Origin of the sequence: Pasteurella canis (genome assembly GCF_020810675.1) — a bacterium.
Classification (GTDB): domain Bacteria; phylum Pseudomonadota; class Gammaproteobacteria; order Enterobacterales; family Pasteurellaceae; genus Pasteurella; species Pasteurella canis.
Genome location: NZ_CP085871.1, coordinates 1515017 through 1537761 on the forward strand (window position 1 = coordinate 1515017; position 22745 = coordinate 1537761).

Annotated in this window: 17 protein-coding genes, 3 tRNA genes, 4 rRNA genes and 1 other RNA gene; 9 read left to right on the plus strand and 16 right to left on the minus strand. The window is 39.0% G+C overall.

Translation table 11 applies throughout. The features are described 5' to 3' along the window. Nucleotides 1–23: 23 nt before the first annotated feature. Together pgeF and rluD are read right to left on the minus strand one after the other, a co-directional pair. Nucleotides 24–767 carry a peptidoglycan editing factor PgeF gene (gene pgeF, locus K7G93_RS07060; protein WP_160531745.1) on the minus strand — a complete coding sequence of 248 codons (744 nt, stop codon included), beginning with the start codon at nucleotides 765–767 and terminating at the stop codon, nucleotides 24–26. Between the two features lie 12 nt (nucleotides 768–779). Then, a complete protein-coding gene (rluD, locus tag K7G93_RS07065; protein WP_115323153.1) occupies nucleotides 780–1754 on the minus strand; it encodes a 23S rRNA pseudouridine(1911/1915/1917) synthase RluD in 975 nt (324 codons plus the stop codon). Nucleotides 1755–1859: 105 nt separating this feature from the next. Between rluD and K7G93_RS07070 the strand changes: the two genes are divergently transcribed. After that, a complete protein-coding gene (locus K7G93_RS07070; protein WP_160531744.1) occupies nucleotides 1860–2642 on the plus strand; it encodes an outer membrane protein assembly factor BamD in 783 nt (260 codons plus the stop codon). Nucleotides 2643–2687: 45 nt separating this feature from the next. On the opposite strand, the gene K7G93_RS07075 is transcribed toward K7G93_RS07070, so the two are convergent. The 3 genes from K7G93_RS07075 to K7G93_RS07085 form a co-directional block, all read right to left on the minus strand. Beyond that, complete coding sequence (locus K7G93_RS07075; protein ID WP_160531743.1) at nucleotides 2688–3257, minus strand: 5-formyltetrahydrofolate cyclo-ligase; 570 nt, start codon at nucleotides 3255–3257, stop codon at nucleotides 2688–2690. A gap of 14 nt (nucleotides 3258–3271) precedes the next feature. Further along, nucleotides 3272–3453: non-coding RNA, 6S RNA (ssrS, locus tag K7G93_RS07080), on the minus strand. A 79-nt stretch (nucleotides 3454–3532) separates the two neighbouring features. Further along, a complete protein-coding gene (locus K7G93_RS07085) occupies nucleotides 3533–3835 on the minus strand; it encodes a cell division protein ZapA (protein WP_160531742.1) in 303 nt (100 codons plus the stop codon). A gap of 137 nt (nucleotides 3836–3972) precedes the next feature. Between K7G93_RS07085 and K7G93_RS07090 the strand changes: the two genes are divergently transcribed. The 4 genes from K7G93_RS07090 to K7G93_RS07105 are packed head-to-tail and all read left to right on the plus strand — an operon-like array spanning nucleotide 3973 to nucleotide 8259. Continuing rightward, on the plus strand, nucleotides 3973–4521 hold the full coding sequence (locus K7G93_RS07090; RefSeq protein WP_049215535.1) for a YecA/YgfB family protein: 549 nt from the start codon (nucleotides 3973–3975) through the stop codon (nucleotides 4519–4521). Nucleotides 4522–4544: 23 nt separating this feature from the next. Further along, on the plus strand, nucleotides 4545–5870 hold the full coding sequence (gene pepP / locus K7G93_RS07095; protein ID WP_160531741.1) for a Xaa-Pro aminopeptidase: 1326 nt from the start codon (nucleotides 4545–4547) through the stop codon (nucleotides 5868–5870). Nucleotides 5871–5882: 12 nt separating this feature from the next. Next, on the plus strand, nucleotides 5883–7088 hold the full coding sequence (ubiH, locus tag K7G93_RS07100) for a 2-octaprenyl-6-methoxyphenyl hydroxylase (protein ID WP_226691019.1): 1206 nt from the start codon (nucleotides 5883–5885) through the stop codon (nucleotides 7086–7088). A gap of 1 nt (nucleotide 7089) precedes the next feature. Next, entirely contained in the window at nucleotides 7090–8259 is a 1170-nt protein-coding gene (locus K7G93_RS07105; protein WP_226691018.1) for an FAD-dependent monooxygenase, read from the plus strand. A 302-nt stretch (nucleotides 8260–8561) separates the two neighbouring features. Here the strand turns inward: K7G93_RS07105 and K7G93_RS07110 are convergent. From K7G93_RS07110 to gmhB, 8 genes are all read right to left on the minus strand, one after another. Further along, nucleotides 8562–8637 (minus strand) — tRNA-Trp (locus tag K7G93_RS07110). A 33-nt stretch (nucleotides 8638–8670) separates the two neighbouring features. Further along, nucleotides 8671–8747 (minus strand) — tRNA-Asp (locus tag K7G93_RS07115). Between the two features lie 10 nt (nucleotides 8748–8757). After that, nucleotides 8758–8873 (minus strand): 5S ribosomal RNA (gene rrf, locus K7G93_RS07120). A gap of 51 nt (nucleotides 8874–8924) precedes the next feature. After that, a 5S ribosomal RNA gene (gene rrf, locus K7G93_RS07125) occupies nucleotides 8925–9040 on the minus strand. A gap of 171 nt (nucleotides 9041–9211) precedes the next feature. Further along, nucleotides 9212–12108 (minus strand): 23S ribosomal RNA (locus K7G93_RS07130). Nucleotides 12109–12335: 227 nt separating this feature from the next. Then, nucleotides 12336–12411, minus strand: a tRNA-Glu gene (locus tag K7G93_RS07135). A gap of 122 nt (nucleotides 12412–12533) precedes the next feature. Next, a 16S ribosomal RNA gene (locus K7G93_RS07140) occupies nucleotides 12534–14075 on the minus strand. The 16S, 23S and 5S rRNA genes sit together here with 3 tRNA genes alongside, the layout of an rRNA operon. 360 nt (nucleotides 14076–14435) lie before the next feature. Then, complete coding sequence (gmhB, locus tag K7G93_RS07145; RefSeq protein WP_224045703.1) at nucleotides 14436–14990, minus strand: D-glycero-beta-D-manno-heptose 1,7-bisphosphate 7-phosphatase; 555 nt, start codon at nucleotides 14988–14990, stop codon at nucleotides 14436–14438. Between the two features lie 196 nt (nucleotides 14991–15186). On the opposite strand from gmhB, the gene metN reads away from it, so the two are divergent. From metN to K7G93_RS07160, 3 genes are read left to right on the plus strand one after another with little or no spacing between them, the layout of a single operon-like run. After that, complete coding sequence (metN, locus tag K7G93_RS07150) at nucleotides 15187–16221, plus strand: methionine ABC transporter ATP-binding protein MetN (RefSeq protein ID WP_228400338.1); 1035 nt, start codon at nucleotides 15187–15189, stop codon at nucleotides 16219–16221. After that, nucleotides 16214–16903 carry a methionine ABC transporter permease gene (locus K7G93_RS07155; protein ID WP_228400339.1) on the plus strand — a complete coding sequence of 230 codons (690 nt, stop codon included), beginning with the start codon at nucleotides 16214–16216 and terminating at the stop codon, nucleotides 16901–16903. Before metN ends, K7G93_RS07155 begins: the two co-directional genes overlap by 8 nt. A 45-nt stretch (nucleotides 16904–16948) precedes the next feature. After that, complete coding sequence (locus K7G93_RS07160; protein WP_228400340.1) at nucleotides 16949–17779, plus strand: MetQ/NlpA family lipoprotein; 831 nt, start codon at nucleotides 16949–16951, stop codon at nucleotides 17777–17779. Nucleotides 17780–17888: 109 nt separating this feature from the next. Here K7G93_RS07160 and K7G93_RS07165 read toward each other — a convergent pair whose 3' ends face one another. Next, nucleotides 17889–18977 (minus strand): TrmH family RNA methyltransferase, encoded by a 1089-nt coding sequence (locus K7G93_RS07165; RefSeq protein WP_115323160.1) that lies wholly within the window; start codon nucleotides 18975–18977, stop codon nucleotides 17889–17891. Nucleotides 18978–19141: 164 nt separating this feature from the next. Between K7G93_RS07165 and pssA the strand changes: the two genes are divergently transcribed. After that, on the plus strand, nucleotides 19142–20518 hold the full coding sequence (pssA, locus tag K7G93_RS07170) for a CDP-diacylglycerol--serine O-phosphatidyltransferase (RefSeq protein WP_228400341.1): 1377 nt from the start codon (nucleotides 19142–19144) through the stop codon (nucleotides 20516–20518). 97 nt (nucleotides 20519–20615) lie between these two features. On the opposite strand, the gene K7G93_RS07175 is transcribed toward pssA, so the two are convergent. Both K7G93_RS07175 and K7G93_RS07180 read right to left on the minus strand, forming a co-directional pair. Beyond that, nucleotides 20616–21323, minus strand: coding sequence for a LutC/YkgG family protein (locus tag K7G93_RS07175; RefSeq protein ID WP_115323162.1), 708 nt, complete (start codon nucleotides 21321–21323; stop codon nucleotides 20616–20618). A gap of 16 nt (nucleotides 21324–21339) precedes the next feature. Then, nucleotides 21340–22743, minus strand: coding sequence for a LutB/LldF family L-lactate oxidation iron-sulfur protein (locus tag K7G93_RS07180; RefSeq protein ID WP_049215706.1), 1404 nt, complete (start codon nucleotides 22741–22743; stop codon nucleotides 21340–21342). Nucleotides 22744–22745 lie beyond the last annotated feature (2 nt).

A 22745-nucleotide genomic window follows, 5' to 3' on the forward strand; every position in this document is an offset into this window, starting at 1 on the left:
CACCGCACTTTTTATCAATATTGCTATTTATCAGCAAACCAAATTAACGTTGCCATCCGCCCCGTTTGTCGTTCACGACGATAAGAGAAAAATTGATCGTGCTGAGTAAAAGTACAATATTCCCCTCCACTAATATTTGTTATACCTAGTTGATTTAAACGTTGTGTTGCTAATAAATATAAATTTCCTAAATACTTACCTGACTCATTAGGATCCCGTTTAAAAGCCAATCCTGCTTGCATATTTTGCTTACAAAATTGTTCAACAACTTCTTGCCCCACTTGAAATTTTTTAGGACCAATAGCAGGTCCCAGCCAAGCAATAATTTTCGTTTTAGGGCAGCGGAATTGGGCGACAGTTTGCTCTAAAATACCATTACATAGTCCTCGCCAACCTGCATGTACTGCCGCAACTTCATTACCCTGTTCAGCAGTCAATAAAACAGGTAAACAATCTGCTGTCATCACAAGACAGACTTGATTTGGTTGATCTGTATAAACTGCATCTGCAGTCAGACTTGATGTATTAGTTATGGGTAATTTGATAACTTTAGTACTGTGAATCTGTTCTAAAAAAACAGGCATTTGCGGTAACTGCAATCTTTCCACGAGTAAAGTGCGGTTAGTTCTCACCGAATTTTGATCATCCCCAACATGGCTACCTAAATTGAAACTATCATAAGGTGGTAAACTAACGCCACCTTGCCTTAAGGTACTAAAAGCAGAAACTGTATCTGGTCCATTCCAGTTAGGTTTAATCAGACTCATCTTCTTTTCTACTTAATAATCGAGATCATCTTTATGTAACTGATAATCTGCTTTTAAAACATCAACTAACTCAACAAAATCTGCGGGTAATGGGGCCTGCCACTCCATTAGCTCTCCAGTAATAGGGTGTTCTAAACGAAGCATAATCGCGTGTAATGCTTGTCTTTTAAACTCACGTAATACCGACATCAGTTCTTCACTTGCATGCTTAGGAGGACGAGGGCGACCACCATAAGTTTGATCACCTAATAATGGATGAGCAATATAAGCCATATGCACACGAATTTGGTGGGTCCGCCCCGTTTCCAAACGTAAGCGCAACCGCGTGTAATTACGAAAACGTTCCATAATACGATAATGCGTTACTGCTGGTTTACCCATTGGATGCACAGCCATTTGAGTACGCTTAGTTGGATGACGTGCCATTGGTTGTTCAACCACACCACCTTTAGTCATAATGCCACAAGCAATCGCTTCATACTCACGAGTAATTTTACGTTTTTGTAAATCACGCACTAATTTTGTTTGAGCAGGAATCGTTTTTGCTACAACCATTAAGCCTGTTGTATCTTTGTCTAAACGATGTACAATCCCTGCACGTGGTACCTCTGCAATTTGTGGATAATGATACAAAAGTGCATTTAATACTGTACCCGATGGATTTCCAGCCCCAGGGTGTACAACTAAATCCTTTGGTTTATTAATCACTAAAATATCATCATCTTCATATACAATATTGAGAGGTAAATTCTCAGGTTCAAAACGCGTATCATCTTCAACTTCAACCGTAATTTCAACATGTTCCCCACCATATACTTTAGTACGTGGAATGTTTACAGGCTGCCCATTCATGTGGACTAATCCCTCCTCAATCCAGCTCTTTAAGCGTGATCGTGAGTAGTCAGGGAACAATTCAGCTAAAGTTTGGTCTAAACGTTGTCCCATTTGAGATAGCTGAACTTCAGCCGACAAAGTAATTTGTGTCATAAAGAAAAAAATCCGTTAATGAAGTTTGCTTATTTAATAATGTTATATACAATATTGGGTCATTGTAACTCATTTATCATTGCTCGTAAAAATAAGGATTATCTAATGCGTAAATTAAAATCATTCACGCTTATTGCTTTAACCGCATTTGCTATTAGTGCCTGTTCAGGCTCTAAAGAGGTGGAACAACGTCCAGAACAAGAGCTTTATAATGTTGGTCAAACTTATTTGCAAGATGGCGATTATTCACAAGCTATCCGCTATTTAAATGCACTACATACTCGTTTCCCTGGCAGTAATTATAGCGAGCAAACTTTATTAAACTTAATCTATGCAAATTACAAAACTCAAGACTATACACAAACTCTGATTTTAGTTGATCGATTTTTACAACAATATCCTACTAGCCGTAATTTAGATTATGCTCTTTACATGGCTGGTTTGACTAACTCTGCATTAAGCGACAACTATATTCAAGACTTATTCAAGGTGGATCGAGCGACGCGTGAAAGCACATCGATTAAAACAGCATTTGCTAATTTCCAAACACTCGTACAACATTTCCCGAATAGCCCTTATACACCAGATGCTCTCGCTCGCATGGCATATATCAAAGCAAGTTTAGCTCGTCATGAATTATCCATTGCCAAATTTTATGCCAAACGTGATGCTCATGTAGCAGTGGCAAACCGTGTGGTTGGTATGTTACAGCAATATCCTGATACACAGGCTACTTATGAAGCATTACCATTAATGCAAACGGCTTATGAGAAAATGAATCTAAAAGAGCTCGCAGCACAAACTGCAACTATTATTGAAGCCAATAAAGGCAGAACATTTGCCGAAGTAGAAAAACCTACCGAACCAAATGTGCAATTAGCACAATAAATTTAACATTTTAAAATAGGGATACTCTCAGTAGTATCCTATTTTTTATCCCACTAGAATCTGTGCTAAAGGTATATCCCAGCTTGCTAGTGGTAAGTGCTCGACTTGTTGACATTGGTGTGCTAGCCCAATAGGAATAAAAGATTTCTGTTGCCAATTTTGTAAAGTACGATCATAAAATCCTCCCCCCATCCCGAGACGATTTCCTTGCTGATCAAAAGCAACTAAAGGAACAAAAATAATATCTATCTCGTTCAATGGTAATACTTGCTGCACGTTTAATTTTGGCTGCCAAATACCGAATGTATTTTTCTGCATTAATGTTTTTGGCTGATACCCTAAAAATAATAAATGTCCTGCACAAAATGGATGTAATACAGGTAAAAACACATTCTTCCCTTGTTCCCATAGATGTTCAATCAATAACTGAGTCGAAATCTCACCATCAAAAGCCAAATATAATGCAATATTCTGTGCTTGTTTTTGATCGATGAATTGCAAAGCTTTCTGGGTAACAATAATTTCAGCTTGTTTTTGTTCAAATGTAGTCAACTTTTGACGAAGTTGCCTAACTTGGCGACGAATTTTTTGACGTAAGAGAGAATGGGTATTCATGAAATTGATCAAATGAAGAACCCGAGATGCCGCTGTAGGCATCAGTCCTTGAACCCAACGGTTCAAGGGAATCAGTTATAACTATTTTTAGGCTTCTTAGTAAAACTAAGCATGCACACCAACAATTAGAAACCAATTCATAATATAAAAGTATCGGCTCAGGGACATAACCCACTGGCAAACACCTCAGGTAATCTTTATTTTATACTAACTTAATTTAAGTCTATTGACTAGCGCTAATTCATTATTTGTTTATCAGTTCAACTAATTAGGCATTAATTGGTCGATTTTTGTGTCAAAATAGTTTCTAAAGAATGATCGAGTTGCTGAATCCTTGTTTTAAGTAAATCTTCAATAGATGTCGTTTTTTGTTGCTCCTGTAATAATTCATAACTTAAGTTTAATGCAACAATAGACAAGACTCGCTCTAATTGTAAAATACCTGTACGTTCTTTCATCTCTGACACTCGTAGATCAAGCACTTTTGCTGCTTGCTTTAGCGCCTCATGCTGCTCTTCTGGACAATTTAAACGCAAAACCTGCCCAAGTACAGGTAACTCAATACTTTTAGACGACATCTCGCCTCCATTCAGCTTAATTATTTTAAGTATTATTATGCCATAGCTAAAAAAATCCGTCTAATTATTGGTTGCATAGCATGAGAGTGGTAAACTGATACCCACTTATTAAATAAAGAATTATAAGGTCAGAATCAATGTTGTCTTATTCCGAATTTTCCCAAGATCTAAAAAATGCAGGTATAGCACTTTCTAGCGCCGAGCTCCATGGTTTTTTAAGTGGCTTAGTTTGTGGTGGCGTAACAGATCAAAGCTGGCAACCTCTCTTATTTCAATTTACTAACGAAAATCATGCTTACCCACATACCTTGCTACAGCAAGTTACCCAGTTGTATCAACAAATTCGTGAAAAATTAGCAGACATTGATGGATTTGATTTTGAACTATGGCTGCCTGAAAATGAGGATGATGTTTTTAGCCGCGCAGATAGCTTATCAGAATGGGCAAATCATTTCTTATTAGGTCTAGGATTAGCTCAACCCAAACTAGATAAAGAAAAAGGTGATATTGGTGAAGCACTCGACGACTTACATGATATTTGTCAATTAGGTTATGATGAGAGTGATGATAAAGAAGAATTAAGCGAAGCCTTGGAAGAAATCATTGAATATGTGCGCACCATTGCTTGCTTATTATTCACTCATTTTCAACCAGCCCAAACTGAACAAAAAACTGTATTACACTAATCCACATTATAAGGAGAATAAACATGGATTTAGCTTATATGGCTACGCTTCCGCAACAAGAATTTATTGAACGCCGTAATAAAGTTTTTGAGCAAATGCAAGATGATTCTGTATTTATTGTTTTTTCTGAAATTGAAAAGCGCCGTAGTAATGACTGTGCTTATCCATTTCGTCAAGATAGTTATTTTTGGTACTTAACAGGCTTTAATGAACCCAATTCAGTACTCATCTTACGTAAAAAATCAGGCAAACAAGAAAGTATTATTTTCGTTCGTCCTTCTGATCCTTTACGAGAAACATGGGATGGACGCCGTTTAGGTGTGACAAATGCACCAACTAAACTTTCTCTAGATCATGCTTTTTCGATCGACGACTTTAGTGCTGAATTTCCTAAAATTTTAGAAAATACTAATGCGATTTATCACTTACCAACTCTTCATCCTTGGGGGGATGAATTACTTACACAAAGTGCGGTCGATTTTAGCCAAGCTTTATGCTGGAAAGAGATGCTAGATGAAATGCGCTTATTTAAATCAGAGAATGAAATTGCTCTTATGCAACAGGCTGGACAAATCAGTGCTCTTGCTCATATTCGTGCGATGCAAAAAACTCGTCCCAATCGCTTAGAATATGAAATTGAACATGAAATTTTACATGAGTTTAGTCGTTTTGGTGCACGTAATCCATCTTATAACTCTATTATTGCAGGGGGAGAAAATGCGTGCATTTTACATTACACTGAAAATGACATGCCTTTAAAAGAAGGCGAATTAGTATTAATTGATGCTGGCTGCGAATTTGCAATGTATGCAGGAGACATTACAAGAACCTTTCCTGTTAATGGGAAATTCAGCCAAGCACAGCGTGATATTTATGAAATTGTACTCAATGCGCAAAAACGTGCTATTGAGCTTCTTGTACCTGGTAATTCAATCCAACAAGCAAATGAAGAAGTTGTACGTATCAAAGTAGAGGGGCTAGTTAAACTAGGTATTTTACAAGGTGATATTGAAGAATTAATTGAAACAGAAGCCTATCGTCAATTCTATATGCATGGATTAGGGCATTGGTTAGGTTTAGATGTGCATGATGTTGGTAGTTATAGCAAAGATGAACACAATAATAACCGTAATAGTAAAGTTCGCGACCGCCCATTAGAAGTAGGTATGGTACTAACAGTTGAACCTGGCTTATATATTTCAGAAAAAGCTAATGTGCCTGCACAATATAAAGGTATCGGTGTACGTATTGAAGATAATTTATTAATCACTGAATATGGTAATAAAAATCTAACAAGTGCTGTACCAAAAGAAATTGACGATATTGAAAAATTAATGGCAAATAAGTGATAGGATAGCGCAATGTCTCTGGATAAACACTACGATGTCATTATTGTTGGTGGCGCAATGGCTGGCGCTACATTGGCTCTTGCTCTCAGCGATCAAACGGCCGGCAAAATCAAAGTCGCAGTTTTAGAAAAACAAATTGCACACCAACATAAACAAAGTGGTTTTGATGCCCGTTGCATTGCTTTATCTGATGGTAGTTGCCAACGTTTAACACAAATCAATCTACCAAATGGTCAAACGTTGTGGCAACAATTCCAGCCTATTGTTACACCTATCAAAAAAATCCATGTTTCAGATAAAGGTCACAGTGGCTTAACCGAGTTTAGTGCCCATGAATTCGATTTATCCCAATTAGGTGGAGTTATAGAATTACAAGTTGCAGGAAAAATTTTACTCAACGCAATGCAGCAATATCCGCACATTGATTACTTCGCACCAGTTGATATTACAAACATTGAATACGATACCAATCAAGTAAAAATTTCACTTAAAAATGACCGCACTTTATCTACAAAACTACTTGTCGGTGCAGATGGTACACAATCATTAGTAGCAAATGCAGCTAAGATTTCACAAAAATTAGTCCGCCAATATAACCAAACTGCTATTATTACAAATGTATTACCACAACAAGCACACCAATATCGGGCTTTTGAACGCTTTACTGACGAAGGTCCTCTCGCTCTTCTACCCATGTCAAATAATTTGATGTCTCTTGTTTGGTGTGTACAAAATCCAGAAAAATTAATGCAATGTAGTGAAATTGAGTTTCTTGTCGCATTACAACACCGTTTTGGCTGGCGCCTAGGTAAATTATTACAATGTGGACAACGCTTTGCTTATCCACTAAATTTATATCAAGCAGAACAACATATTCAACCACGTATTGCATTAATTGGTAATGCTGCACAAACATTACACCCTATTGCAGGACAAGGCTTTAATCTTGGTATTCGTGATGTGATGCAATTAGCCAAGCTTGTCGCGACAAATTATAAAACAAAACAAGATATTGGTGACTATCAAAATTTAATGCCTTATGAAAGAGCGCGGCAGCAAGATCAGCAACAAATTATCAATTTAACGGATAGTCTATTGTCTATTTTTGCTAATAACCTACTACCATTACAAATTGGGCGAACATTAGGTTTAATGGCGCTTTCACAATCACATTTATTACGTCAGTATTTCGCTAAACCGACTTTAGGATGGAAATAAGATGAAAACATTTGATATTACTATTATTGGTGGCGGAATGGTCGGTTTAGCGCTAGCTGCAAGTCTTGAAAAACAACCATTGCGCATTGCTCTCATTGAAGGTTTTCCTAATCAAGTGACGACTGATTCGATTACAAATCGCGTAAGTGCAATCAATCTTGCAAGTCAAAAACTCTTAACCGAGCTGAATGTGTGGTCACAACTTACTCAACTTCGTGCCACTGAATATAATTCCATGTATGTTTGGGAAAAGGATAGTTTTGCTAATATTGAATTTAATACGCAAAGTTTAGGTCTTCCTCATCTTGGACATATTATAGAAAATCATTTAATTCAACATTGCTTATGGGAAAAAGTAAAACAGCAGAAAAATGTAGAAATTGTTACCGCACTTCCACAAGATTTAGGCATCACAGAAAGTAATGCGATTCTTACTTTAAATAATGGTCAAATTTTATCCACAAAACTTGTGATTGGTACGGATGGTGCAAATTCTTGGCTGAGAAAACAAGCAAATATCCCTCTTATTTTTCGTGACTATGGCCATCATGCACTAGTTTGTAATGTGCAAACAGAGGAGCCACATCAACACTGTGCAAGACAGGTTTTTGCAAAAGATAGTATTCTAGCGTTTCTACCATTACACCAAGATAATTTAAGTTCTATTGTATGGTCTTTGCCTGCTGAGAAAGCAACACTATTAACAACATGTGATGAGGAAGAATTTAATCGCAGTCTTTCTGCAGCTTTTGATATGCATTTGGGCTTATGTAAATTACAAGGAGAGCGTCGAAGTATACAACTCACTGCTCGCTATGCTCGTGATTTTGCAGCAAATAGAATCGTATTACTCGGTGATGCGGCCCATACTATTCACCCATTAGCTGGATTAGGTGTTAATCTAGGCTTTCAAGATGTCGTTACACTATCTAATAGTATTCAAAACAATCTCGATCTTAATGTGGATATCGGTGAATATCGCTATTTGCGAGGCTATGAACGTCAATGCAAAAAAGAAGCTATGAAAATGCTGATTACTATGCAAGGATTAAAAGATCTCTTCGCTGGAGATAATCCCATTAAAAAATTAATTAGAGGTATCGGATTGAGCGCAACAAATAAATTAGACTTTGTAAAAACACAATTAATTAAACAAGCATTAGGTTTATAAACATATACTCAATTAAAAATCTCACTCAATAATCTCTAACGATATTTATCCAATAAAGATACTATAAGAACAAACACACTAAATTTTCATTTAAAAAATGGATTAAAAGATTTGATTAATATTTTAAAGCTGCAAAATATCATTATATTGCTGATTTATTTATTAGGAAAACTCATTCAAAAGAGAATTATCTTAGATTATATATTTTATATAAATATTGAACTAAACCTTACTTACTATAAGAACTTAGTCGTAAATATATTATAGAAAAACAGTTTATGAGATTAGAATGAATTATTGAATGGCAGGGGCGGAGAGGCTCGAACTCCCAACACCCGGTTTTGGAGACCGGTGCTCTACCAATTGAACTACGCCCCTAGAAAGAAAGCGAAATCTAATTCGCTAAATAAGTGGCGGAACGGACGGGACTCGAACCCGCGACCCCCTGCGTGACAGGCAGGTATTCTAACCAGCTGAACTACCGCTCCACCAATTGATATTTGGTAGTGACCTACTCTCACATGGGGAAGCCCCACACTACCATCGGCGTTACAACATTTCACTTCTGAGTTCGGCATGGATTCAGGTGGTTCTGCTGCACTATTGCTACCAAAAAATTTTATTTCATTAATTCACTTAATTCCGAAATGAATTAATGAAATAATACCTGGCGGTGTCCTACTCTCACATGGGGAAACCCCACACTACCATCGGCGTTACAGCGTTTCACTTCTAAGTTCGGCATGGAATTAGGTGGGTCCACTGCACTATCGCCGCCAAGATAATCCTGTTTGATGATTTACTCTCATCTCGCTCTTCACATCTTCATACTCTACCCTCATCCAGTACAGTATAAGATTCTCAATTGTCAACAAGCTGAACTACTATCCTTTCTCTCCAACCCCTACAGTCAGAAACATGTCGTCTTGTATTAAAAATACTTGAGCGTTGTATAGTTAAGCCTCTCGGGCAATTAGTATCTGTTAGCTCAACGTCTCGCAACGCTTACACACCAGACCTATCTACGTCGTAGTCTACAACAACCCTTACTGACTCTAAGTCAGGGATGACTCATCTTAAGGCAAGTTTCGTGCTTAGATGCTTTCAGCACTTATCTCTTCCGCATTTAGCTACCCAGCAATGCCTCTGGCGAGACAACTGGAACACCAGTGATGCGTCCACTCCGGTCCTCTCGTACTAGGAGCAGCCCCTTTCAATCATCCAACGCCCACGGCAGATAGGGACCGAACTGTCTCACGACGTTCTAAACCCAGCTCGCGTACCACTTTAAATGGCGAACAGCCATACCCTTGGGACCTACTTCAGCCCCAGGATGTGATGAGCCGACATCGAGGTGCCAAACACCGCCGTCGATATGAACTCTTGGGCGGTATCAGCCTGTTATCCCCGGAGTACCTTTTATCCGTTGAGCGATGGCCCTTCCATTCAGAACCACCGGATCACTATGACCTGCTTTCGCACCTGCTCGACTTGTCTGTCTCGCAGTTAAGCTTGCTTATACCATTGCACTAACCTGACGATGTCCGACCGTCATTAGCAAACCTTCGTGCTCCTCCGTTACGCTTTGGGAGGAGACCGCCCCAGTCAAACTACCCACCAGACACTGTCCGAGTACCCGTTTCAGGCACTTCGTTAGAACATCAAACGTTAAAGGGTGGTATTTCAAGGACGCCTCCAACAACACTGGCGTGTCATCTTCAAAGGCTCCCACCTATCCTACACATCAAAATTCAATGTTCAGTGTCAAGCTATAGTAAAGGTTCACGGGGTCTTTCCGTCTAGCCGCGGGTACACCGCATCTTCACGGCGATTTCAATTTCACTGAGTCTCGGGTGGAGACAGCCTGGCCATCATTATGCCATTCGTGCAGGTCGGAACTTACCCGACAAGGAATTTCGCTACCTTAGGACCGTTATAGTTACGGCCGCCGTTTACTGGGGCTTCGATCAGGAGCTTCTCTTTCGATAACACCATCAATTAACCTTCCAGCACCGGGCAGGCATCACACCCTATACGTCCACTTTCGTGTTTGCAGAGTGCTGTGTTTTTAATAAACAGTTGCAGCCAGCTGGTATCTTCGACCGGTTCAACCTTCAATCGCGAGGATTTACAATCTACGCCGGCGCACCTTCTCCCGAAGTTACGGTGCTATTTTGCCTAGTTCCTTCACCCGAGTTCTCTCAAGCGCCTGAGTATTCTCTACCTGACCACCTGTGTCGGTTTTCAGTACGGTTTAGATAAACCTGAAGCTTAGTGGCTTTTCCTGGAAGTGTGGTATCAGTTACTTCAGTGCCGTAGCACCTCGTCATCAGCTCTCAGTGTTGTATAAGAGACCGGATTTGCCTAATCTCTCCACCTACCACCTTAAACGACCATCCAACAGGTCGATAACCTAACCTTCTCCGTCCCCACATCGCAGTTTATCCAAGTACGGGAATATTAACCCGTTTCCCATCGACTACGCTTTTCAGCCTCGCCTTAGGGGCCGACTCACCCTGCCCCGATTAACGTTGGACAGGAACCCTTGGTCTTCCGGCGAACGAGTTTTTCACTCGTTTTATCGTTACTTATGTCAGCATTCGCACTTGTGATACGTCCAGCAAACCTCTCGATTCACCTTCATCCGCTTACACAACGCTCCCCTACCCAACAGAATAAATTCTGATGCCGCAGCTTCGGTGCTATATTTAGCCCCGTTACATCTTCCGCGCAGGCCGACTCGACTAGTGAGCTATTACGCTTTCTTTAAATGATGGCTGCTTCTAAGCCAACATCCTAGCTGTCTAAGCCTTCCCACTTCGTTTCCCACTTAATATAGACTTTGGGACCTTAGCTGGCGGTCTGGGTTGTTTCCCTCTCCACGACGAACGTTAGCACCCGCCGTGTGTCTCCTGAGTATCACTCTTCGGTATTCGCAGTTTGCATCGGGTTGGTAATCCGGGATGGACCCCTAGCCGAAACAGTGCTCTACCCCCGAAGGTGTCCGCTCAAGGCTCTACCTAAATAGATTTCGGGGAGAACCAGCTATCTCCCGGTTTGATTGGCCTTTCACCCCCAGCCACAAGTCATCCGCTAATTTTTCAACATTAGTCGGTTCGGTCCTCCAGTTAGTGTTACCCAACCTTCAACCTGCCCATGGCTAGATCACCGGGTTTCGGGTCTATACCTTGCAACTAAAACGCCCAGTTAAGACTCGGTTTCCCTTCGGCTCCCTTATTCAGTTAACCTCGCTACAAAATATAAGTCGCTGACCCATTATACAAAAGGTACGCAGTCACCCTTTCAGGCTCCCACTGCTTGTACGTACACGGTTTCAGGTTCTATTTCACTCCCCTCACAGGGGTTCTTTTCGCCTTTCCTTCACAGTACTGGTTCACTATCGGTCAATCAGGAGTATTTAGCCTTGGAGGATGGTCCCCCCATCTTCAAACAGGATTTCTCGTGTCCCGCCTTACTTATCGTAAGCTTAGTACCACAACCTGGACTTCGAGTACGGGATTATCACCCTCTGTGATTTGGCTTCCCAGCCAATTCCTCTGTCTCTGTTGTTATCACTTACTGGCTCCTCCGCTTTCGCTCGCCGCTACTTACAGAATCTCGGTTGATTTCTTTTCCTCGGGGTACTTAGATGTTTCAGTTCTCCCGGTTCGCCTCATTATCCTATTTATTCAGATAATGATAGTAGATTCTTCATCTACTGGGTTTCCCCATTCGGACATCTTGGATTAAACGCTTCTTATCAACTCATCCAAGCTTTTCGCAGATTAGCACGTCCTTCTTCGCCTCTGATTGCCTAGGCATCCACCGTGTACGCTTAGTCACTTAACTATACAACCTCAAGTACTTTTCTATACTTAATGTTGCTATTAACTACTAAACACTTGACTGCCTTTTCTCAGTCAAGATTTTTTCTACTCAGACTTCATGTTATTCATCACTTTATATTTACATTACTTACTTCTAAATACAAAGCAATAAACTTGAAAGTCTCTTCAGTTTTTCAGCTTGTTTCCAATTTTTTAAAGAACTAATAGACAATAAAAATCATCTTCAGATGGCGTCCCCACGGGGATTCGAACCCCGGTTACCGCCGTGAAAGGGCGATGTCCTAGGCCTCTAGACGATGGGGACAACATTTAAAGATGCTTTCCGCTTTGCCATTACTTATCAATTTTATCTTGATAAGCTTTACCTTCTTTTTACACAATTCATCAAACAATCTGTGTGAACACTTGCTGTCATCCCATTTTAGGTAAGGAGGTGATCCAACCGCAGGTTCCCCTACGGTTACCTTGTTACGACTTCACCCCAGTCATGAATCATACCGTGGTGAACGCCCTCGTTTCCGTTAAGCTATCCACTTCTGGTACAACCCACTCCCATGGTGTGACGGGCGGTGTGTACAAGGCCCGGGAACGTATTCACCGCAACATTCTGATTTGCGATTACTAGCGATTCCGACTTCATGGAGTCGAGTTGCAGACTCCAATCCGGACTTAGATGCACTTTCTGAGATTCGCTCAACGTCGCCGTCTCGCCGCCCTCTGTATGCACCATTGTAGCACGTGTGTAGCCCTACTCGTAAGGGCCATGATGACTTGACGTCATCCCCACCTTCCTCCAGTTTGTCACTGGCAGTCTCCTTTGAGTTCCCGACCAAATCGCTGGCAACAAAGGATAAGGGTTGCGCTCGTTGCGGGACTTAACCCAACATTTCACAACACGAGCTGACGACAGCCATGCAGCACCTGTCTCTAAGTTCCCGAAGGCACAAGCTCATCTCTGAGCTCTTCTTAGGATGTCAAGAGTAGGTAAGGTTCTTCGCGTTGCATCGAATTAAACCACATGCTCCACCGCTTGTGCGGGCCCCCGTCAATTCATTTGAGTTTTAACCTTGCGGCCGTACTCCCCAGGCGGTCGATTTATCACGTTAGCTTCGGGCACCAAACATAAAGTCCAATCCCCAAATCGACAGCGTTTACAGCGTGGACTACCAGGGTATCTAATCCTGTTTGCTCCCCACGCTTTCGCACATGAGCGTCAGTACATTCCCAAGGGGCTGCCTTCGCCTTCGGTATTCCTCCACATCTCTACGCATTTCACCGCTACACGTGGAATTCTACCCCTCCCTAAAGTACTCTAGACTCCCAGTCTGAAATGCAGTTCCCAAGTTAAGCTCGGGGATTTCACATCTCACTTAAAAGTCCGCCTGCGTGCCCTTTACGCCCAGTTATTCCGATTAACGCTCGCACCCTCCGTATTACCGCGGCTGCTGGCACGGAGTTAGCCGGTGCTTCTTCTGTAATTAACGTCAATGATATTATCTATTCAATAATACCCCTTCCTCATCACCGAAAGAACTTTACAACCCGAAGGCCTTCTTCATTCACGCGGCATGGCTGCGTCAGGGTTCCCCCCATTGCGCAATATTCCCCACTGCTGCCTCCCGTAGGAGTCTGGGCCGTGTCTCAGTCCCAGTGTGGCTGGCCATCCTCTCAGACCAGCTAGAGATCGCAGGCTTGGTAGGCCTTTACCCCACCAACTACCTAATCCCACTTGGGCTCATCTTATGGCAAGTGGCCTTACGGTCCCACCCTTTCATCTCTCGATTATACGCGGTATTAGCTGCAGTTTCCCACAGTTATCCCCCTCCATAAGCCAGATTCCCAAGCATTACTCACCCGTCCGCCACTCGTCAGCAAAAAAAGCAAGCTTTCTTCCTGCTACCGTTCGACTTGCATGTGTTAAGCCTGCCGCCAGCGTTCAATCTGAGCCATGATCAAACTCTTCAATTCAAAGTTCAATCGCTCAATAAACTGCTTAGCTAAAGTTTACACTTCTATTTAATATTAAACTCTTAATATTAAATCAGTATGAATTTTCAGTTATAAGCACCTATTAAGACTTCAATAATTAAAATTTTTTTCAAAATGAAATCAATCAACAAGTGCCCACACAGATTGTCTGATAAATTGTTAAAGAACAAAACAACGACGCAACTTGTAATCTCTTATCCCATACAACGTCGCGTCGTTGTGTGCCGCGTATTATAGGCAAAAATAAATATCGCGCAACCCCTTTTTATACTTTTTTTTAAAATTTTTTAGAAAAAAATTATTCTTAGAACACAAAGTACAAATACCAAACACCAATTGTTAGTTTTTTAATCTATTTAACAATTTAGGCAACTCAGTAATAGAGTCTACTACATAGTTTGCTAATTTTTTGCCTTCTGGAGTAATTGGTTTTCCTGTTCTAACTAAAACCGTTGTTGCAATATTAGCACTTTTACCCGCTAAAATATCCTCTATTTTATCGCCGATCATAATAGATTTTATAGGATCGATATCCAACTCTTTGATTGCTTGTAATAGCATTCCTGGCTTAGGCTTACGACAATCACACTCTTGTTTATATTCCCCCTTTCCATCAATATGATGTGGGCAATAATAAATACCGTCTAAATCCACTCCTCTATCAGCAAGTGACCAATCCATCCATTCGGTGAGCTGTAAAAATTGTTCTTCTGAAAAATAGCCTCGAGCAATACCAGATTGATTAGTCACTAAAATTAACAAATATCCCATTTGTTTAAGTTGTTGTAACGCTTCAATACTACCAGCAATAAACTCAAATTGATCAATTTCGTGAACATAACCATGATCGATATTTAATGTACCGTCTCGATCTAAAAAAATCGCTTTTCTCATTTTCCCAATCCTTCTTAATTAGCTATAGATAAATTATCTCTTTTATTATGAGCCTTATCAAATAAACTCTCTATTGATTCTATTTTATAACTAATAATGATAAAAAATCTTTGATTACATATTGACATGGAAATCTAGACGTCTAAAATAAAAAACCAATCTTATTTATAAAGAACAATAAAATAAAAGGGCTTATATGATTAAGCTAGAAAATATTAGTAAAATTTTTGATGTTTCAGGCAAAAAACTCACTGCACTTGATAATGTTTCTTTGTATGTACCCAAAGGACAAATCTGCGGTGTTATCGGTGCATCTGGCGCAGGAAAAAGTACGTTAATCCGTTGTGTTAATTTACTTGAAGCACCATCAACTGGCTCAGTTATTGTCGATGGAAAAGATTTAACTCAGTTAAGAAATACTGAATTAGTTCATGAAAGACGTAATATTGGCATGATCTTTCAGCACTTTAATTTGCTTACATCACGTACAGTATTTGGTAATGTGGCATTACCATTAGAATTAGAAAATACACCAAAAGAAAAAATTCATAGCAAAGTCAATGAATTATTAGCACTTGTTGGTTTGGCTGATAAGAAGGATGCTTATCCATCTAACTTATCAGGCGGTCAAAAACAACGTGTAGCAATTGCACGCGCACTTGCTAGTGAACCTAAAGTTCTTTTGTGTGATGAAGCAACTAGTGCTTTAGACCCTGCAACAACACAATCTATTTTAAATTTATTAAAAGAAATCAACCGCACTTTAGGTATCACCATCCTTTTAATTACGCATGAGATGGAAGTTGTTAAACGCATTTGTGATAAAGTTGCTGTAATTGATAAAGGACGATTAATTGAGCAAGGGTCTGTAAGTGAAGTTTTTTCTAATCCACAAACTCAACTGGCAAAAGAATTTATTCGATCAACTTTCCATATTAACTTACCAGAAGAATATATGGAAAAACTATCAGATACACCTAGACATACAAACTCTTGGCCAATTGTACAATTTGAGTTCACGGGACAAACAGTAGATGCCCCAGTACTCTCACAAGCTTCAAAGATGTTTGGTGTTGACTTAAGTATTTTAACTTCACAAATTGACTACGCTGGCGGTGTTAAATTTGGCTTTGTTATTGCAGAAATGGAAGGAGATGATGAAGCTATTACAAAAACAAAAGCTTATTTAATGGAACATAATGTAAAAGTTGAGGTATTAGGTTATGTTTGATCAATTATGGGCAGATTTTACCCGAGAAATGACACTAAGAATTTGGGAACTTGTTGGGCTTTCTACACTAGAAACTCTTTATATGGGATTTGTTGCAACATTATTTGCCATTATTGTTGGTCTCCCAATAGGATTCCTTGCGTTTTTAACAGGCAAAGGTGAGATCTTAGAGCATCGTCGTGCGCATCAAGTATTAAATGTGGTTATTAATATAGGGCGATCAGTTCCTTTTATCATCTTACTCATTATTTTATTACCTTTTACACGTTTAATTGTCGGTACGACACTTGGTACAACAGCAGCAATCGTTCCATTGAGTGTGTCTGCAATTCCATTTTTTGCAAGATTGACTTCGAATGCACTTCTTGAAATTCCAAGTGGTTTAACAGAAGCTGCGAAATCAATGGGTGCGACTAATTGGCAAATCGTCACTAAATACTATTTGCCAGAATCTATCCCTATTTTAATCAACGGTATAACGCTAACCTTAGTTGCTTTAATCGGTTACTCTGCAATGGCGGGCGCTGTTGGTGGTGGTGGCTTGGGTAATCTTGCGATTACTTATGGAGAACACCGTAATATGGTCTATGTGAAATGGATCGCAACAATTATTATCGTTCTGATCGTAATGTTAAGCCAAAAATTGGGTGACCACTTAGCTGAGCGTTTTGATCATCGCTAATTAACTATACAACTTACACAACATCTTTCTTTTAGAGGATTACTTATGAAATTAACAAAACTTTTAGGTCTAGCGACCATTTTCTCGGCAGTTGCATTAGCAGGTTGTAAAGATGACAAACCTACCGCAACAACTACTCCAGCTCAAGAGCCTGCACGTAAATTAACACTCGGTGTCATGTCTGGTGCAGAAGCTCAAGTTGCGGAAGTTGCCGCTCGTATTGCAAAAGAAAAATACAATATTGATGTAAAACTCATTGAGTTCACTGAATATACTCAACCGAATGAAGCACTATCAAAAGGCGATTTAGATATAAATGCTTTCCAACATAAACCATATATGGATAAAGAAGTAGAACAACGTGGTTATAAATTAGCTGTTGTTGGTAATACTTTTGTTTTCCCAATCGCCGCTTATTCTAAAAAAATTAAAGACATCTCTGAACTAAGAGAGGGTGCTATTGTTGCAGTACCAAATAACCCTAGTAACTTAGGCCGTGCATTACTACTTTTAGAAAAACAAGGTGTGATAAAATTAAAAGATTCAAATAATTTATTCTCAACCTCAATTGATGTCGTAGAAAATCCAAAAAATATCACCATTCAAGAAGTAGAAACATCATTATTACCACGTGCATTAGATGATGTTGATTTTGCTATAATCAACAATACTTACGCAGGACAACATGGTTTAACTCGCGAAAAAGATGGTATTTTTGTGGAAGATAAAGACTCTCCATACGTTAACTTAGTTGTAGCACGTGAAGATAACAAAGATAATGAAGTTATCAAAGATTTCGTAAAAGCATTCCAAAGTGAAGAAGTTTATCAAGAAGCCGTTAAACATTTTAATGACGGTGTTGTAAAAGGTTGGTAATACTTTTTATATAGTTTCAAACAAAAAAATCCCCAGCATTAACTGGGGATTTTTATTTGCCTACTAATATATCATAGACTAAAATTTAACTAATACAATACATAGAAAATTAATTTAGACTTTCATCCCATTTTGCTAACAAAATTCCTGTCGCAACGGCAATATTCAATTCTGCATTGAGTGGATTACTTAACGACAAAATGACTTTTTCATCTTCCTGTTCTGCTAATGATGTTTTTCCACTTTCACTGACCACAAAAACCACTTTATGAGCTAACTTAATTTTATTGAATGTACTAGCTTGTTTACTAGTTGAAAGGTGTACAATTTGATATCCGGCTTGGCGAAGCTGTTTTAATGCTTTATCGGCATAATCTGTTTCTAATACACGAATATATTCCATTCCCCCTTCTGCAACTCGCACGGCAGCTGATGAGTTTAAATTGTCAGCAAATTGACGCTCGACAATAAGACCTTTAACACCAAACACTGCGCAAGTACGAACAATACCGCCAATATTATGTGCATTTGGTACATCATCAATCATTACTAAACAGTCTTGTTTACGAGGAATATCTAAATAACCTGATAGAGTAAATGGTCTCGCTTTTTTCACGAGCATACAGATTCCACCATGATGCTCTGTACCACTTACTAGCGTTAATTCCTTATTATCTACTACATGATAGACTTTTTTATTTGCAGCTAAATAACTGAATAACTCACCACTCTTTTTCGCCATTTCTACTGTTGTCCAAACTCGTACAATACTCTCTGGGCGTTGAATAAATAATGCAGAACAAGCATTTTCACCATATACTTTCATTTCCTCTGATCGATTTTTTTTGATCTTCTCTGGTGCACGAGGTGAAAGAGGCCCAGTTTTTTTCTCAGTAGCTTTATCACTCATAACAGAACTTTTTACAACAACCTTTACTTTCCCATCAATACCATTTGCTGTTCGTAAGGTTGTTTCTGAAATGCGTTGCTCTACTTTTTGAGTATGACGAGAACTGCTCATTTTTGTTTGTAATTTATGTGTAGAATGAAAGCTATCATGCTTTTTTTTAGCGCGATTTTCTTGTGTTTGATGTTTGAAGTGCGGTGTATTTTTTTCAATTTTTTCGCCTACAATACGCTCATTAAATTTTTTATGAGGTGTTTGTTGAAAAACAGGTGACTTTGTCTTATTGCTCATTTTGATGTGCCAGTTTGCTTGTTAGAAGGGTAAAGTTAGGCAAAAAAAGCCCTACTTTGCGATAAAGTGTGAGCATTATAACGAAAAAACTGTATTTTGCTACCAAGTTCCATATTAAATATTGTAAACTAGCGAGCTAATCAAACTTAAAGAGAATGATTTTTATGTTGATAAACAAAACCAAACGAGCAAAACAAAATATCAATCGTTTATTCTGTTTACCGTTACAAGCTGAACAAGTGGAGTTTCTTTATCATCCATCCACATTTAAAAACCAGATTATTCAGCTTATCAAACAAGCAAAATCACGTATTTATATCACTGCACTTTATTGGCAGCATGATGAAGCAGGGCAGGAAATTTTAGATGAAATCTATCGTGCTAAACAAGATAACCCCGCTCTTGATGTCAAAATCCTAATTGATTGGCATCGAGCACAACGCAACCTACTTGGTGCAGAAAAGAGCGCCACTAATGCAGATTGGTATAGTGATGAACGAGCGAAATATCAACTAGCAAATGATCCAAATATGTTTTTTGGTGTACCAATTAATACTCGTGAAGTCTTTGGTGTATTACATATTAAAGGTTTTGTATTTGATAATACGGTGCTTTACAGTGGTGCAAGCATTAATAATGTCTATCTACACCAATCAAATAAATATCGCTATGACCGCTATCATAAAATTACTCACCCAGAATTAGCGGATACAATCGTTTGTTTCATACAAAAGTATTTATTAAACCCAGATGCGGTTTATCCTTTGGATAGTGTGCACCGCCCAGCAACAAAAGATATTCGTCCAGCCATTAAAGAATTTCGTAAAACATTGGCATTTGAAGCACAATATGCATTAAAAGGAGCTAAATTATTAGAAGAAACAGAGGAGCAACTCAGCATTTCTGTCTTATTCGGTTTAAGTAAATATAACAATCGCTTAAATCAAACAATAGAAGATCTCTTTCAAATTGTTGAACAAGAATTAGTAATTTGTACACCTTACTTCAACTTTCCACGTACATTACAACAAAAGATCCGTCGCTTACTCAATAAAGGTAAAAAAGTGGAAATTATTGTAGGTGATAAAACAGCCAATGACTTCTATATTCCACCTTCAGAACCCTTCAAAATGGCAGCTGCATTACCTTATTTATATGAAAGCAATTTGCGTCGCTTTAGCAAAAAATTTGAGTATGAAATTAATCAAGGACTATTAACGATACGGACTTGGAAAGATGGTGAGAATTCCTATCACTTAAAAGGTGTTTGGGTCGACCGAGATTATATCTTATTGACTGGAAATAATCTTAATCCTCGTGCATGGCGTTTAGATGCAGAAAATGGCTTATTTATTCATGATCCAAAACAGCAATTACGCGATCAGGTTGAGCAAGAGTTAACCTGTATTCGCCAGCATACAACTGTGCTAAAACATTATTCTGAGTTAGATGAAATGAAACAATATCCAGCACCTGTACAAAAACTACTGAAAAAATTTGCTCGTATTAAGGCAGATAAACTCGTCAAAATGATTCTGTAAACAAAATGGAGGCCATTTTGCCTCCATTATTTATATCACAACACCTATCATTGATAAAATTTTACTAGAATGACCGCAGTTTTATCATGTTTGATATCTATTTAGTATCATCAATAATCAAATAAGCCTTTGCAACAGGGCCATGTACACCAACAACTTTAATCAGTTCAATGTCAGCGGTGGAACTTGGTCCCGCAATCAAATTTACGCATGACGGCATACGCTCCCCCGACTTTGCTTTTTGATGCAAAATCTCTGACAACTGTGCAACACGTGGCAAAATAGTGCTTTTTTTCAATACAACGATAGAGACTTTGGGCAACAAGCTAACAGAACGACCTGATTGTGCATTAGAAAAAAGCACAATCCCACCTGACTCCGTTAGACCATATTCAGCAAATACAATACCAATATTCGCGCTGTTCGCAAAAGTGCGGTTTGTTTCCGCAGAGTTTTCTGCCCAAATATGTGTTTCATATTGTGTTTGTATAGCTGATGTGATACCTAAGCCCACTAAACGTACATCGTCATTCAATATAACTGGACCACCACCATATTGTTTACATAAAGCTAATATATCTGTACTAGCATGTTCTGGGGTCGTCATTTTGCAATTAACTAACATCGTTTGTGTAGCAAATTCAACGAATGCTTCACAACGTTCATCAATACTCAATTCTGTTAACCGCGTTGTAGGATAATTGTTCAATTGCAAATAACTTCCTGTAACAGTAGAACGAAACTCCCGTCCAAGTTGTTGTGCAAGGTTATCCAAAAACTGTTGTCTATTTTGTTGATCTAACATAGAAATTCCTTACCAATTAACGATTTTTGAACCAAGAACGGAAACTTTCACCTTCAGCATCAGGTAAATCACGAGCCTTACTCCACTCTGCAACCGCCCCAACTTGAATCGGCATTTTTCCATCACGAATAGCTAACTTTGCAACTTTAGCACCGATATTCACACCAATCTTCCATAGATTTGGATGGCTATTCGCAACAGTAAATGCCTTCACAGATAAACGTTCTACGACAGGATTCATACCTGACTCAGCAATATTACGACGATGTTTTAATAATAAATTTGCCAGTGGTATTTTAACAGGGCAAACCTGATTACATGCTGTACATAATGAACAAGCAGAAGGCAGATCTTTAAATTCCTCATAGCCACCTAAAATAGGTGAAATCACTGAACCAATTGGACCTGGATAAATCGAACCATAACCATGTCCACCAATTTGGCGATACGCAGGACAAGTATTCAAACAGGCGCCACATCGGATACAACGTAAAACATCACGAAATTCTGATCCCAGCATTTTCGAACGACCGTTATCCACAATCACTAAATGGAATTCTTCAGGTCCATCTGTCTCACCAGCTAAACGTGGACCAGTTAACCACGTATTATAGCCTGTTAAACGAGCCCCTACTGCACTTCGTGCCAATAAAGTAATTAAAATATCAACTTCTTTAAAAGTTGGAGCTAAACGTTCCATTCCCATTACCGCAATATGTGTTTTCGGTAATGATGTTGCTAAACGCAAGTTTCCTTCATTAGTAACTAAACATACACTGCCCGTTTCTGCTACTGCAAAATTACACCCACTTACACCAATATCTGCTTCTAAGAAATCTTTACGTATCGTTTCACGAATAAATAATGTCATTTCCTCTGGTGTTTCAGACCCTGTGTAACCTAACTTTTCTGCTAACACTTTACGAATTTGATGACGATCTTTATGAATAGCAGGAACAACAATATGCGATGGCTTATCTTCAGCTACTTGAAGAATATATTCACCAAGATCAGTTTCAATAACTTTTATCCCTTCTGCCTCAAGAACATGGTTCATGCCAATTTCTTCAGTCACCATTGACTTTGACTTCACAATTTTTTTTGCATTTTTCGCTTTAGCGACCTGTTTAATATAGTTAGTCGCCTCTTCAGCCGTTGCTGCAAAATAAACATGTCCACCATTTTCAGTAACTTTTTCTGAAAGTTGGAATAAATAGGCATCTAAATTTTCAATTACATGATTACGGATCTCTTTTGCTAAATCGCGCCATTCTTCCCAGTGCCCGAGCTCCTCCACCATTTTCTGACGATTAGCGCCAATACGCTCTTGTGCCATAACAACAGCTTTACGCATAATCTCATTTTGAATCTCTTCATTAATACGTGGCTTAAATTGAAGGTGACTTGTTTTTATTGACATCA